This is a genomic window from Chloroflexota bacterium (assembly GCA_034717495.1).
GTDB lineage: Bacteria > Chloroflexota > Anaerolineae > JAAEKA01 > JAAEKA01 > JAYELL01.
Genome location: JAYELL010000056.1, coordinates 23,115 through 37,509 on the forward strand (window position 1 = coordinate 23,115; position 14,395 = coordinate 37,509).

Below are 14,395 nucleotides of genomic sequence, written 5' to 3' on the forward strand. Positions count from 1 at the left end.
CCCGTCGATGAGTTACCATCAGACGTTTATGGTTGCGGTTTCTCAACCTTGACCTGTCCCAAAATGATGCCCTTGTCGCTGAAATCAACCTGCAGCCGGTCGTTGGTAGCCGGGTCATAGATGCCGATTTCGACAAAGTAGACTCCGGGCGGCGCGTCTGGCGGCAGGGTCAGGGTGTAATGGTCCTCGATCTGCTGGCCTGGCTGCCAGCCGGAGGTCGGCGCAGCTCCCAACTGCGGCATCTCGTCCGACTGGGCCCATACAGATGAAGGTGGCAGGACCAGATGGGTGAAGACCACGTAATCCTGGGCTGGAACCGCCAATGCCTGCCACCAGAGGGTTAATGCAAGAGACTCGCCGGGCGCCATGACGCGCCGGTCGAAATCAAAGCCGAGCAGGGCAATCTGATCATCAAAGTTGATAGAGACCTGGTTGGGGAATTTGCCCGCTTCGCTGCGGGGCAACAATGCAACCTGGCCGACCGTCCAATGGTCATAATCGCCCACAGTGAGTCGTTCGTTTGAGTCGTAATCGTAAAGGCCGACGTTCACTTTTAATCGATGGGGTGCAGGGGCGGTTTCGGGGATTCGCACGACATGTTGATCGGGGATCAGGACGCCCAGGGGCCAGTCGCTGGTGGCAAGGGCACCTTCGCCAGGATAGCTATCCTGCTGGGCCTGCAGGATACCATTTTCATCCACCAGGTGCACGAATACGCTATAGTCAGCGGGCAGTGATTGCATTGCCTGCCAGTAGAGGGTCAAATGCAACTCCTCGCCCGGGCGCGCCTCCTGGTTTTCGAGGTGATACCCAGCCAGCCTGATCTGGTCGCCGAAGGTGGCGTCGACCGCGGTAATACCTGCTGGTTTGGATCGCATCATGGGGGGCGCAGCATAGGCGGGAGCGATCCATCGGAAGGGAGCCAACGCAGCAAAAAGGAACATCAGGAGGGTCAGGACGGCGACAAGACCGGTCTGCCAGCTGCGCGGGACCCAGCCTGCCAGCCCGTAGGCGATGAGAACAGCTGCGGCGCTGATCGCCGGGAACAACAACCGGCCCTGGGGATAGCGCATCTGGGCCCAATTGAGCAGGGCCAGCAGGATCACGACACACCAAACCACCAGGAGGAATAGCTGGAGCCATGTGTGGCGGGGTAACCTGAGGGTATACCTATCAGCGGAAGGTCGACTGGAAGTGCGACGCCGCGAGCCCTGGTTGCCCGGCGTCGCGGGGGATCGTCCGCCAAACCTGGGTGTTCGTTGTTTGGGTCCACGCCTGCGGCCAGCTATGAAACGCAGGGGCCACACTACCAGCAAACCGATGGCACCAAAGAGGGCAATCGCTGTGTAGAATGAGTAGATCCATTTATCGGCCGGTACGTTGAACCAGCCGAAAACAGCCCAGGCCGATTGCCAGACACCGGGGGCCCGCGAGAGCAGCTCATCAACTGTAGGGGGTTCAGCCCGGCGCGGCAAGATATCAAACATGGCCTTGAGGCCCAGGGGGTCACCGTAAAGCTGCCAGTTGCGCAAGTACCACCAGCCGGCAACCGCCAGCACTACCACACCGACGATCAAGGCCCATCGCAGTAATTCACGCAGGGATTCCCGGCGGATCGAGATAATCAGCAGGGTCAGCCCCGCCAATCCCACCAGAGCCAGACCGCTGAGCTTTGCCAGGGCAGCGATCCCCACCAGCAGGCCGAGAAGGGCCAGTTGGGCGGTGGTCGGCGCTGCCTGGCGCGGGGTCACGCGCAGTGCGTTATCCTGGCTTCTCACAGAGGTATCTTCGACCGCAACCGTGCCACTTCTGAGGGCAGGGGTAACGGGGATGGTGCTGCCAGGGGGTGCCGGTTCCTGACGGCCCAACATGATGATTATCAGCCAGATTGCCGAAGCGCTGGCGGCAATGACGAGACTGTCGTTGTTGACGGCCGCGCTCAGGAAAAGGAACTGGGGGTTGAAGGCGACCAATGCGGCTGCCAGGCTGGCAAGGGCCTGGCGGTTGGGGAAAATGGCCAGGGAGGTGCCGTAGGCTGCCAGCACCGTCACCGCTCCAAGCAGGAGTGAAAAAAAGCGAGTCAGGTGGGCTGCCAGTGCTACTCCCTGCCAGGGCCAGGAATCTGCGGGTCCGTGCACGATAACATTCTTGTTGCCCGATGACCCGGGTTGCCCGATGGCTGCGTGGGGATTGTAGCGAATGATCTCATCTGCATTGTCGGTTGGGATTCTGCCGGTCAGCAGTGCCGCTGTCAAATAATAAAGAGGCGGCTGACTGCCTTCCTGGTGCCAGGGGGCTTCCCCTACCTGTTCCGGCCTTGGTAACCCCCTGTCCTCGACCAGCCAACGCACGTATTCATAGTGCCAGACCTCGTCCGGCGATTCAAATAGGGGATTGATCACACTGTAAATGATACCCAGAGCCAGGAACACAGCGAGGATCAATACTATGGGCCAATGGCCGCGAATAGCGGACTTCATGCATCCACCTCGCTGCTCATAGCGGGTTCCCTGAGGCACATCTTTTTCTGTGATGATTCAGAGGCTCGTCTGTCGTGGAAGCGCATCCACAGCAGGGATGCGCCACCAAAAACCAGCGATGCGAGCAGGGTAAGGATATTGACGGCAAAGCCACTGGCGATCGCCAGCGCGGTCTCCATGCCCACCAGGCTGAAGCCAAGGGCCCAACCTGCCTCATGGGCGCCGAAGCCACCGACCGTGACGAAGGGTATGGCTTTGGCCAACATGGCAAAGGTGCCGCCCACGATGACGAGGGGATATGCCTGAGGCAGGCCGATAGCTTGCATGAAGGCGGCAAACCAGGCAAAGGTGGCAAGCCATGTCAGCAAAGACCAGCCGAATGTCAAGCCGTAGGTGCGAAAGGAGCGCATCTCCTCGAATGCCTCGACCGCCCGCCAGCCGGCACGCAACAAGTACTTCACCCAGCGGAGCTTTTCGACCCCGAGTTTCTGCATCAGTCCCTGGGCAAAGCGCATGATTTGCCGTCCCAACCAGGGCATCGCGGCCAGGATCACCAGCGAGACCAAAAGCAGCGCTGCCACGATCGAAACGACCGATTCAGCGCGTTCGCTCAGCTTATTAAGATTCAGCAGGGCAAAACCGACAAAGAGCACTGCTACAGCCAGATAGTCAAAGACTCGGGCCACGATAAGGGCAGCGCTGCTTTCGCCGACCGGCACAGCATGGCGGCGCACCATAAAATAGGGGAAAGAGAGCTCGCCACTGCGAGAAGGCAGCACATTGTTGAACAGACTCAGGGCAAACATCTCGGGCAATATGCGCAGAGGTGAGTACCAGGATTGGCTGGCATGTTCTTTCTGGCTCTCGCTCAAGGGCGAACCTGTTCCGTCGTCGTAACCATCCAGATCCATGAGGACGCTGAATCGAAAGGCGCGGAGGATGTTGGTCAGCACATAAAAGCCGAAACCGATCAGTAGCCAGTATGGATCGATGTTTGACAAAAGACGCCATACGGTCGTCGGGTCGATCTGCCAGAGAAGCAGAACCACCAGAAGCAACGCCAACAGATAGGGTACCAGACGCCTGGCTTTAGCCATCGTGCCTCAACCGTTTGACTCGCAGCAAGATATCCTCGCTCAGACGGCGGTTGACGGCGATCAGATCGGCAAGCAGCCCGATCAGAATGACCTGGAATCCAGCAATCAGCAGCACGGCCGCAATAATTACCGACTGCACGTGGCCCGTGCCTTCGCCTTGGGTAACAAAATAGACGTAGCGCAGGGAGAGCAGAAAGCCGCCGAAAAGCAGAATCAACCCGGCGATCACGAAAACACGCAACGGCTGATACATGGTGTAGATGCGAACGATGGTCTCGCCAGATCGCCGCAGGTAGCCAGGCAGGCTGCTAAACAGCCTGCTCTCCCGGGTGACCGGATTGGTGCCGACCGGCACATGGGTCAGTGCCAGCCGCTGTTTGCCTGCCTGAATGATCGTTTCCAGGGTATAGGAATAATCGGAGACAACGTTCAGGCGCATGGCTGCCTCCCGGCTGTAGGCCCGAAAGCCGCTGGTGGTATCGGGTATATCGGTGTCCGACGCCTGGCGCACTACCCAGCTGCCCAGGCGCTGGAGGCGTTTTTTGGTGGTCGAAAAGTGGGGAATCGTGTCGATTTGTCGATCACCGATGACGATGTCGGCCTGTTCAGAGAGGATCGGTGCCACCAATTTGCTGATATCGCTACCGGCATACTGATTGTCGCCATCGGTGTTGACGATGATGTCAGCGTCCAGGCGAAGGCTGGCGTCCAGGCCAGCCGAGAACGCCGCCGCCAGCCCACGATTTTGTCGAAACCGTACGATGTGTTCCACGCCAAGCTCGCGGGCGACCGCGACTGTCCGATCGGAACTTCCGTCATCGATGACAAGAATCTCTACGTTGTCAATGCCATCGATGGAACGGGGAATGTCCCGAACGGTGGCAGGCAACGTGGCCTCTTCGTTCAGACATGGTATCTGGACGATGAGCTTCATGATTCTGAGCCGGAGGTGGGGTTAGCCTTCACGTCCGGTGCCACCGTCCCATGGCAATACGACGATGGCTACACCTGCCGGTCCCCAATTGGAAAACCAACTTGCTTGCTCGGGCGCGAGCCGAATACAGCCTCGGGATGCCGGAAAGGTCCCCAGATCGGGCATTCCCTGATAAAGTTTCTCACCGCTGTTGGTGAGGGTATAGGGTAAACTATGGATCAGGATGGAGCCACTTGCCTTGAAAAGGAACCAGGCATCGTCGGCCATGACTCCGTTTGCGGCGAAGGTACCCCAGAAATCTCCGATCTCGCCACTCCAGGCTGGTGTGAACCAGCCCCGATCAGGGTCGCCGGTGCTTATATTCAGTTCCTGCAGCAGATAGCCATCCTGCACAATACTCATGCGCTGGGAGTTCTGGTTGATAATCACGAAGGAGCCGGCGGGGTCAATGCCGTGGTCTTCGGCAACCTCGATCAGGAACGGTTCCGGGGTAGGAAGCACCGGGGAAGGGGTGGCCAGTGGTGGGGCATGGCTGTCTTCATCGAGGGGCGCCGATGTAGGCTGGGGAGTCCAGGTTGCCAGGGATGTCGCGGTTGGCGTGGGAAAAGGCCGAGCGGTGGGTGTGGACATCCAATTCTCACCGACGTAAAACTGCCCCACGACGGGGGCCAATGCCTGCCCCTCCCGTGAAAACAGGCTGATGGCTTGCCAACTGACCGCAAGGGCGAATCCGAAGAAAACCAGCAGAATGGCAGCTCGGCGCAAATACCGCAACAGGCGATCCGACATCAGGATGCGCCTCCCAGGGCCATCAGCAGAGCAACCACAGCGGTGAGAAGGGCAAGAGTTCCCAGGAGGAAAGCCAGACGGCGCTGGCGATGATAGCCTGCCACGGAACGAGCATGCCGGTCATGTTCATCCTGGCCAGCCTGGAGGGAAGCCACGTTATCAGATGGCACATTTCGGACCCGACGGAGCCACCAGGCCCGCGAGCAATACAGGTATTCGCCAATCTCGCTGGCCCGTAAAATGCTGTCGTTATCCCTGCTCATTGGAGGGTTGATCACTCATAACCCGGGCTTCAAAGGCCAGGAGGGCCTCTCGCATCTGTTCCTGCCGGAGGGCCATTGTCAGATCACCGCGGGTGCGTTCCAGCGTAGCCCGGAGCACGTCGGTTTGGCGCCGCAGTCCGCCGGTGATGGCATCGGGAAAATCGATGGTGATATGCAGGCTGTAGATGTCGTCCATGATTGCCAGGTAGGGCTCGGCATCTTCGACGCGGCCCCGGCGAATCAGATCCAACACGAAACGCCGCATCTCAGTGGCTGCCTCCGACGTCCCTTTGAGATAACTGCCCGACGGCACGCCCAACTCCTGGGGGGTCGGCAATGGATTGCCCGCGACGAGCGCGTATACCACGTGGGCCTCGGTCAGCTCCTTGAGAGCATCCTGCGTATAACCGGTATAAAACAGGTCCGGCATTGCCTCCAGGTCGGCGACCATCAGAGCAGCGGCCTCGCGTGCCTCGGCCAGCAGCTCGCTGGCCGTCTCCAGGTCGTGGCGATGAACGGCGCGGATGCTGTGCGCGCAAAGGCGAATCAGCTCGCGGGAACGCCGCAAGGTTCTATCACGCACATCGTTGCGTTCGGTGAGATCGGAACGTATCGATTCAATGATGTCGGCAAGTTGATCCAAGATCGTTCCCTATCCTATTCACCCGACTCTGGCGGGGCTGAGTTCTCTTCGGGTTCGTCGTCGTCTTCGGAGCCAACGCTCCATTGCATACCGCCCAGGGAGCCTGATCCAGAATCGAAGGTGTTGCTCTGGCGATCGGGACCCGGTATTTTGCCGAAACGGCCTTCGAACTTTTCGAGATTCTGTCTCAGGGCTTGCTGGACCATTTTGGCGGATGTGGGGGTGAGAACCACGCGGGCTTTGACCCGTCCTTTGGGCATACCAGGCAGCAATTGGGCGAAATCGATCACCACTTCATTGGGGGTGTGACTGATTACTGCAAAGTTGGCGTAGGTGGGGTCCAACTCCTGCGGCAGTTCCAGGTTGACTCGACGGGGCTTTCGTTTTTTTTCTTCCGCCACAGCTGTTTCCTTCCACAAGATCAAAGAAAAAGACACGGCGCTTTGTGGTTAGGCGCCGCGTCTATTCTAACATAGAAGAGAGCGATTTGGCGAATGTTACCTCTACTTGGCAGTTAGCCATGTCAGACAGTACAATGGGAAAATGGCCAAGCTAATGCCGGGCGCAGAGCCCTTTTTCTACCCAGGAAACGATGTGGGTTGCCTGTTGATCCACGGTTTTACCGCAAGCGCCCAGGAAGTGCATGGCCTGGGGCGTTATCTTGCCAGCCAGGGCCTCACCGTTCGAGGGTTACTATTGCCCGGCCACGGTACGCATCCTGACGACATGCTGAACGCCGATTGGCGGATGTGGTATGCGGCCGTGCGAATAGGGTACGAAGATCTCAGGCGGCGCTGTGATCAGGTCTTTGCCATGGGTTTGTCTGAGCGTCCTCTCTAAACTTCGCTCTCTTGCGATTCTCCCATCACCAGTCTGATGATCCACTTGCCGATCTCGCCCAGGAAGAGCATGGATACTGCGACGGCGATGCAGATTACCCACTGTTGGCCTGTCAACGAGGTCGTGTCGAAGATGTTTTGGAAGAGGGGTAGTTCGGTTACCAACACAGCCATGAGGATCACGAAACCGTAGGTGAGAAGCAGTCGTTTGTTGGAGAAGGTCTCGTCACGGAAGACGGTTTCTGTGGGATGTCGCAGATTGAGCGCCACAGACAGATGGGAGAGGGAGAAGGTAATCAACGCCATGGTCTGAGCAATCATTGCAGAGGCGAAGCGGGTTTCGGCCCATGTGTATGTGGCCAGAGTAATCGCGGCCATGAAGAAGCCGACCAGAATCAGGCGGGCTCCCATGCGCTTGCCGACAAGCGGGTCGCTGGCCGGTCGCGGTTTTCGGTCCATCAATCCTGGCGAGGGGGTATCGAAGCCCAGGGCCATGCCGATGGGGGCGTCCACGAGAAAGTTCACCCAAAGGATCTGCAAGGGGGCAAAAAACGCCGTTCCGGCCACGTCGAAAAGCGAGGATCCCAGAAAGGTCAGGATGAAGCCCATCAGGGTTGCCATCTGGAAGCGAATATACTTCAAGAGGTTGTCGTAGATGCCGCGGCCTTGCTCCACCGCCACCACAATTGTGGCGAAATTGTCGTCGGTGAGGATCATTGCGGCCGAATCCTTGGAAACGTCGGTTCCGGTGATTCCCATGGCGACACCGATGTCGGCGTTCTTCAGCGCCGGCGCGTCGTTTACACCGTCGCCTGTCATGGCGACGATGTTGCCTTTTTCCTGCAGAATTTTGACCAGGCGAACTTTGTGTTCGGGAGCGACCCGGGCGATGACGCCGATTCCGTCGATCTCCTGTTTGGCCTCCTGGTCGCTCATGTGCTCGAATTCGGCGCCGGTGATGGCCCGTCCCTCGATACCCAACTGACTGCCAATGGCGGCTGCCGTGGTGGCATGGTCGCCGGTAATCATGCGCACCTGGATCCCGGCGCTCTTGCATTCAGCGATGGCATCTCTTGCTTCGGGGCGAGGTGGATCGACGATGCCCGCCATGCCCAGCAAGGAAAGGCCTTCGATTTTCGATAGCAGGTCATCGCTGTTGGCGTCGAAGGTCCGGGGATCGAAATCCTTTTGGGCGACCATCATGACCCGCATACCTTCACTGGCCAGGAGGTCGTTGCCTTCCATTACCCTGGCTTTCCGTTCATCGTCCAGGTCAACGAGTTGGCCGTTTCTGTCGAGGCTGTGGGAGGAAAGAGCCGTCAATACGTCCGGAGCGCCCTTGACGTAACAGCGGACCACCTCTTTTCCGTTATCGGTCATGTTGTGGAAGGTGGCCATCAGCTTATAGGCGGAGTCAAAGGGTACCTCGGCAATGCGGGGATACGCCTGGCGGGTGCCTTCCACGTCGAGACCACCTTTGGAAGCAAGAACAACCAGCGCGCCCTCGGTCGGATCGCCAATCAGTTCCCCGTCCTTAACCACGGCATCCGAAGCCAGGGCCATGGGCATGAGCACTGGCCCCAAATCATCTATTTCCTGACCACCGATTTGCTGGATCTGGCCGGTGGTGTCGTAACCCTCCCCGGTCACGTTCAGTCTGAAATCTGCGGTAAACAGAGTTTGCGCCGTCATCTGATTGAGGGTGAGGGTGCCTGTCTTGTCTGAACAGATGGCCGAGGTTGATCCCAGCGTCTCGACGGCCGGCAGGCGTTTGACAATGGCGTTGCGTTGGGCCAACTCGGAGGTGCCAATCGAAAGCATGGTGGTGATTACGACCGGCATACCGGTGGGGATGGCAGCGATAGCCAGAGAAATGCCAACGACAAACAGCTCATCGATGGTCTCGCCTCGAGCAAGGCCGATGACCACAATGGCAACCAGGGCCAGTGCAGCGAGCCCGGCAATCATCAGGGTCAAGCGGTCGATCTGCTTGGTGAGAGGAGTCTTTTCCACCTCCGTCTTCTGAAGCATGCCGGCAATGTTGCCCACCTCGGTGTTCATGCCGGTTCCGGTCACCAGCATTTCACCGCGTCCTCTGGTGACGCTGGACTGCATGTAGGCCATGTCGATGCGGTCCCCCAACGGTACATCGTCGCCGGTGACTGGGTCTATGCTCTTGGCCACCGGTGTGCTTTCGCCGGTCAGGGCCGACTCCTCGATCTCCAGGGCAGCGGCTATACTGAGACGACCATCAGCTGGAATTCGATCTCCGGCCTCGAAGAGCACGACATCCCCGGGCACCAGTTCTTCGGCCGGAATCTCAGTGATCTGTCCCTCCCGACGTACTCTTGCATCGATCTGCAACATCTCCTTCAAGGAAGCGAGACTGGCCTCGGCCTTGGCTTCCTGGCGCATGCCCATGATGGCGTTGAAGATCGTGAGTAACACAAGGAGGGTCGCCGTGGCGATGTCCTGGATCGCCAGCAGACTGACCAGGGCCGCGCCCAGCAATACGATTTGCATGTAATCCCGGTATTGGCGCAGGAATGCTCGCCAGCGAGGTTCTGTTTCTTCCTCGGCCAACTGGTTGGGTCCGTAGGTCTGTAACCGCTCGGATGCCTCTGCCCCACTAAGGCCGATGGCTGGATCGACTCCCAGGGTTTTGGCCGTCTCATCGATGGTCAGCTCATGCCAGACCAGTGATTCGTCATGCATATGCTCGTTCCTTTCCTTTTCCCTGGTCGGACAATTCGATCATTGGATTACTGCCAACTCTCTTCCCACCCTGGCAAAGACCGCCAGGCCAGTCTCCAGGTCTTCCTGGCTATGCGCGGCGGAGATCATTACCCGGATGCGCGCCAGGCCCCGCGGCACGGTAGGAAATGTGATTGCAGTACCGAAGACCCCTTGCTCATAGAGCCGCCGGCTGAATGCCTGCGCCAACAGCTCGTCGCCCAACATGACCGGCGTGATGGGCGTTTGGGTTTTGCCTGTGTCGAAGCCCAATTTCTGCATCTCTGCCTGGAAGGCCCGGCCGTTTTCCCAGAGACGATCCACGAGTGCCGTCGATTCGGAGAGGATGTCCACTGCGGCGATACAGGCTGCCACATCGGGTACCGTCATTGCACTGGAAAAGAGGAAGGGCCGTCCACGCTGCTTCAGCCAGTTCACCAGCGTCTGTGAGCCGGCGACCACACCTCCCACGGCGCCAAAAGCCTTGCTCAGCGTACCGATGTCGACGTCGACCCGGCCATGCAGGTCGAAGTGATCGACGATGCCGCGGCCTCCCCGGCCCAAGACGCCCTCACCGTGGGCGTCGTCTACGATGGTCAGCGCCCCGAATTCCTCAGCCAGTGTCACGATCTGGTCCAGGGGAGCGATATCGCCGTCCATGCTGAATACGCCATCGGTGATGATGAACATGCGCTCGTACCGGCCGGCGTTGGCTTCCAGTACCTCGCGCAAAGAGGCCATGTCGCAATGCTTGTAAATGGCACGACTGGCCTTGGTCAGGCGCACTCCGTCGATGATGCTGGCGTGGTTGAGCGCGTCGCTGATAATAAGATCGGTTTTGCCGATCAGCGCTGGGATCGTGCCTATGTTGGCAGAAAAACCACTCTGGAATGTGATGGCAGCCTGGGCACCTTTGAACTCGGCCAGCTTGCGCTCAAGGTCCTCATGCAGGGTCATCGTACCTGCAATGGTGCGGACTGCCGCCGGTCCGACACCGTAGGCGCCAATGGCCTCCCGGGCGGCCTGTATAATTCGGGGATGGTTTGCCAGACCCAGATAGTTGTTTGAGCAGAAGTTCAGCACCTCTTTGCCGTCCACAACCAGCCAGGCGCCCTGAGGGGAATCCAACGTGCGAATGTGGGTATACCGGCCACTCTCCTCCAGGTTTGTCAGTTCCGCATCGAGCCAGGCAAGATTATCGTTTGCTGTCGTCATTGCTACTTTCCTCCTGATTCAGGAACATCACCACCTTGCCGCTGGCACCGCTGCCCATGACGGTGATGGCGTCTTCCCACTGCTCCAGGGTAAACCGGTGGGTTACCAGCGGGCCAAGATCGACGGCGTTGGCGTCGATCAAGCCACTCATGCGAAACCAGGTGTCCCACAGCTTTCGACCGGTGATGCCGTATACGGTGGCGCCCTTGAAGATAATGTGATTGTTGATGTCGAAGCCGATGGGAGCTGCGGTGAGGCCCAGCAGCGCTGCTTCACCGCCATCCCGAAGCACGGTAAATCCCTGGTCGATGGCCGACGAAGCACCACTCATTTCCAGGAGAACGTCGACTCCTTCTCCAGCGGTATCATCCAGAATAAATTCGACCACATCGACCTCCGCGACGTTGAGGGTGTGGGTGGCACCCATCTGGCGGGCCAATCGTAGCCGGTAGGGGCTGATGTCGGTGGCGTAAACGGCCCGGGCGCCCGCGGCTTTGGCAACGGCAACGGTCATCAGGCCCACGGGGCCGCAACCGGTGATGAGAACCTTTCTGGCGGTCAGGTCGGTGGCGAAAGCAGTATGGACCGCGTTGCCGAAATTCTCCAGCATGCACGCGATTTCCGGAGGCATGTCGGGGGGATTGGGCCAGAGGTTATATTCGGGCATGACAATATACTCAGCCCAACAGCCATCGCGGTCGACGCCGATGATCTGGTGGTTCTGGCAGATGTGTCCATTGCCGGTACGGCATTGCGGACAATGGCCGCAGATGATATGGCTTTCGGCCGAGATGAAATCGCCTTCCTTGACCTCATGAACGTCGCGCCCTGTGGCAACTACGGTGCCACAGAACTCATGGCCGACAACCAGTGGCGGGCGGATCCGTTTGCGTGCCCAAGGATCCCACTTGTAGATGTGCAGGTCGGTACCACAGATCGAGGCTGCCTGGACCTTGATCAGCGCATCGGTGGGTCCAATCTCGGGAATCGGCACCTCAGCTAAACGCATGCCGGGGGCTTGTTCAGGTTTGATCACAGCTTTCATCGTCTTCGACATAGCGATCACTCCGGTTTGACGTGGTAGGCCGACTGGGTCTGTCTGGGGTAAAGTTCAGGAACCGTGAGGTCGACCAACTCCGGCGACACTGGCGGCCAGTCTCCTGCTCCTCATGCTATAGTATAGCCGCTAATGGGTCTTTCGCAAAGGTCGAGATTGGACACACCTCCTTGCCGGACGGTGGCGAAGATGATACAATAATCGGGCAATCGAAAGATGCAACTCAACCGTCTGTTGACGAAAGTTGTTTTCAGCATTCGTCGTTCATCCAACAGGAGAATCGGCCCTATTCCATGGTAGCGAACATGCCCCCACCGCAGCGAATTGTAGTCATCGGATATCGAGGCCAGCTGGGCCGTGCGCTGACGGCAGCCCTTTCCGACCGTCAACTGCTGGCGCTGGACTATCCCGAAATCGACATGACTCAACCCGGGATCATCGAGCAGGTCTGCGATCACAGGCCCGAGGTGGTGATCAACGCTGCTGCCTGGACCGACGTCGACAGTGCTGAGGAGAGGCCCGACGCTTGCTATGCAGTCAACGTTACAGGTGTGCAGAATCTGGCATTGGCGTGCCAACGGAGCGGGGCTGCCCTGCTGCACGTCAGCACGAACGAGGTATTTCCGGGAGAATCAGGTCGTTTCTACCGGGAATGGGACAGGCCCGGAGCGGTCAGTGGCAGCTATTCACGTAGCAAGGAAGCCGCCGAAGCTGTGGTGCGCAATCTTCTTCCGGGGCGCTTCTATATTACACGCACCGCATGGCTCTACAACAACGGTGGCAACAACTTCATCACGAAGATACAGGCGGCCGCCGACAAACATGGCGCGCTGCGAGTGGTGGCCGACGAGTTTGGCAGCCCCACCTACGCTGTGGACCTGGCGGAAGCCATCGTTCAATTGATCGATTCCGGGCACTACGGAATCTACCATCTCATCAACAGCGGCTACTGCTCACGCTATCAGTGGGCTGTCGAGTTGCTGGGCCAATCGGGCCGTTCCGATGTGCCGGTAACACCCATTTCATCGGGTGAGTGGCCCCGGCGAACTGTGCCGCCGCCTCACGCAATCATACTCAACAGCATTGGTCCAGCCCTGGGAATCACGCTGCGTCCCTGGGAGAAGGCTCTGGCGGCCTATTTCGAGCGCGAAGCCAACGGGACGGGTGGCTGAGATGGCCCTGTCCGGCCGGCCCGATTTGGTTATTGCGACTATCTGTTTGACAGGCTTTCCGATATTCTTATGTCCGAGTTGCCTTTCGCGTCGGTGATCATACCGAATTACAACGGCAGGGAACTGCTGGCGACCTGTCTGGAGGCGCTGCGGCAGCAATCATTTCCTCCGGAAGGTTTCGAAGTCATCGTTGTGGATGATGCTTCCAGCGATGATTCGGTCGAATTCCTGGCCGAGCGATTTCCGGAAGTCCAGGTGGTGGCATTGACGCAGAACAGCGGTTTCGTGTCGGCTTGCAACGCGGGCGTGGCTGAGGCCAGAGGCGATGTGCTGGTGCTGCTGAACAATGATACGGAGGTTGAGCCTGGGTGGCTGGAGGCACTGGTGGGCGCTTTGATGGCTCACCCTGAAGCAGGTTCGGCCTCCAGCAAGATGCTTCTGTTCGACCGCCGGGATGTTCTGCACACCACCGGAGACCTGATGGGCGCCGATGGGATTGCCCGCAATCGGGGTGTATGGGAGAAGGACGAGGGGCAGTACGATGAGGATATCTGGGTCTTCGGAGCCAACGGGGGCGGCGCGGCTTACCGGCGAGAGGCCTGGGAAGAAGCCGGTGGCTTCGATGAGGGGCTGTTCATGTACCTGGAGGATGTTGATCTGGCCTGGCGATTGCAACTACTGGGTTGGAAGTGTCTGTTCGTGCCCGAGGCCCGTGTTTATCACATGGTCAGCGCCACAGGCGGCGGTTCCCTGGCCAGCTACTACGTCGGCCGCAATACGATCTGGGTGATCGCACGCAATTGGCCGGCTGCCCTGTTGCGAAAGCACTGGCGCGCGATTACAGGTGCGCAACTGCGAATCGCCTGGGAGGCACTGGGGGCGTGGCGTGGCGTGGCGGCCCGGGCACGATTGAGAGGGCAATGGGACGGGCTTCGGGGATTGGCCAGAGCCAGGGCGCAGCGAAAGGTGGTGCAAGGCAATGTCGGTGTGCCGGCAGCGCGGTTGGAGAAGCTGCTGGTGTGAGGCGGGGGTTTGGACCATGAAGGGCGCGGAGGTTTGGACCACGAAGGCGCGGAGGGACGCGAAGGGCGCGAAGGTTTGGACCACGAAGGCACGGAGGTGCGCGAAGGTCACGAAGCGCGAAGGGCGCGAAGGTTTGGACCACGAAGGCAC

13 protein-coding genes are annotated in these 14,395 nt (G+C 59.1%); 3 read left to right on the top strand and 10 right to left on the bottom strand.

Annotation, left to right across the window (positions count from 1 at the left end; genetic code table 11):
• Positions 1-26 precede the first annotated feature (26 nt).
• From U9R25_10940 to U9R25_10970, 7 genes are read right to left on the bottom strand one after another with little or no spacing between them, the layout of a single operon-like run.
• Complete coding sequence (locus U9R25_10940) at positions 27-2,480, bottom strand: hypothetical protein (protein ID MEA3336417.1); 2,454 nt, start codon at positions 2,478-2,480, stop codon at positions 27-29.
• The gene (locus U9R25_10945; protein MEA3336418.1) at positions 2,477-3,577 is read right to left on the bottom strand and encodes a lysylphosphatidylglycerol synthase transmembrane domain-containing protein; all 1,101 of its coding nucleotides are present in this window, start codon (positions 3,575-3,577) and stop codon (positions 2,477-2,479) included. Before U9R25_10945 ends, U9R25_10940 begins: the two co-directional genes overlap by 4 nt.
• Entirely contained in the window at positions 3,570-4,511 is a 942-nt protein-coding gene (locus tag U9R25_10950) for a glycosyltransferase family 2 protein (protein ID MEA3336419.1), read from the bottom strand. The genes U9R25_10945 and U9R25_10950 overlap by 8 nt, the downstream gene beginning before the upstream one ends.
• A gap of 21 nt (positions 4,512-4,532) precedes the next feature.
• A complete protein-coding gene (locus U9R25_10955; protein MEA3336420.1) occupies positions 4,533-5,300 on the bottom strand; it encodes a L,D-transpeptidase family protein in 768 nt (255 codons plus the stop codon).
• Entirely contained in the window at positions 5,300-5,563 is a 264-nt protein-coding gene (locus U9R25_10960; GenBank protein MEA3336421.1) for a hypothetical protein, read from the bottom strand. Before U9R25_10960 ends, U9R25_10955 begins: the two co-directional genes overlap by 1 nt.
• Positions 5,550-6,206 (bottom strand): haloacid dehalogenase, encoded by a 657-nt coding sequence (locus U9R25_10965; GenBank protein ID MEA3336422.1) that lies wholly within the window; start codon positions 6,204-6,206, stop codon positions 5,550-5,552. The genes U9R25_10960 and U9R25_10965 overlap by 14 nt, the downstream gene beginning before the upstream one ends.
• Before the next feature lie 14 nt (positions 6,207-6,220).
• Positions 6,221-6,607: a DUF3467 domain-containing protein gene (locus U9R25_10970; GenBank protein ID MEA3336423.1), complete on the bottom strand. Its 387-nt coding sequence runs from the start codon at positions 6,605-6,607 to the stop codon at positions 6,221-6,223.
• Positions 6,608-6,749: 142 nt separating this feature from the next.
• Between U9R25_10970 and U9R25_10975 the strand changes: the two genes are divergently transcribed.
• Positions 6,750-7,046: a hypothetical protein gene (locus tag U9R25_10975; protein MEA3336424.1), complete on the top strand. Its 297-nt coding sequence runs from the start codon at positions 6,750-6,752 to the stop codon at positions 7,044-7,046.
• On the opposite strand, the gene U9R25_10980 is transcribed toward U9R25_10975, so the two are convergent.
• The 3 genes from U9R25_10980 to tdh are packed head-to-tail and all read right to left on the bottom strand — an operon-like array spanning position 7,043 to position 12,050.
• Complete coding sequence (locus U9R25_10980) at positions 7,043-9,760, bottom strand: HAD-IC family P-type ATPase (protein MEA3336425.1); 2,718 nt, start codon at positions 9,758-9,760, stop codon at positions 7,043-7,045. The two genes, U9R25_10975 and U9R25_10980, sit on opposite strands and share 4 nt — an antisense overlap.
• Before the next feature lie 39 nt (positions 9,761-9,799).
• Positions 9,800-10,993, bottom strand: coding sequence for a glycine C-acetyltransferase (locus U9R25_10985; protein ID MEA3336426.1), 1,194 nt, complete (start codon positions 10,991-10,993; stop codon positions 9,800-9,802).
• Positions 10,974-12,050, bottom strand: a complete 1,077-nt coding sequence (gene tdh / locus U9R25_10990) for an L-threonine 3-dehydrogenase (protein MEA3336427.1) — start codon at positions 12,048-12,050, stop codon at positions 10,974-10,976. Before tdh ends, U9R25_10985 begins: the two co-directional genes overlap by 20 nt.
• Before the next feature lie 293 nt (positions 12,051-12,343).
• On the opposite strand from tdh, the gene rfbD reads away from it, so the two are divergent.
• A complete protein-coding gene (gene rfbD, locus U9R25_10995) occupies positions 12,344-13,222 on the top strand; it encodes a dTDP-4-dehydrorhamnose reductase (protein MEA3336428.1) in 879 nt (292 codons plus the stop codon).
• A 69-nt stretch (positions 13,223-13,291) separates the two neighbouring features.
• Positions 13,292-14,245 (top strand): glycosyltransferase family 2 protein, encoded by a 954-nt coding sequence (locus U9R25_11000; GenBank protein ID MEA3336429.1) that lies wholly within the window; start codon positions 13,292-13,294, stop codon positions 14,243-14,245.
• Positions 14,246-14,395 lie beyond the last annotated feature (150 nt).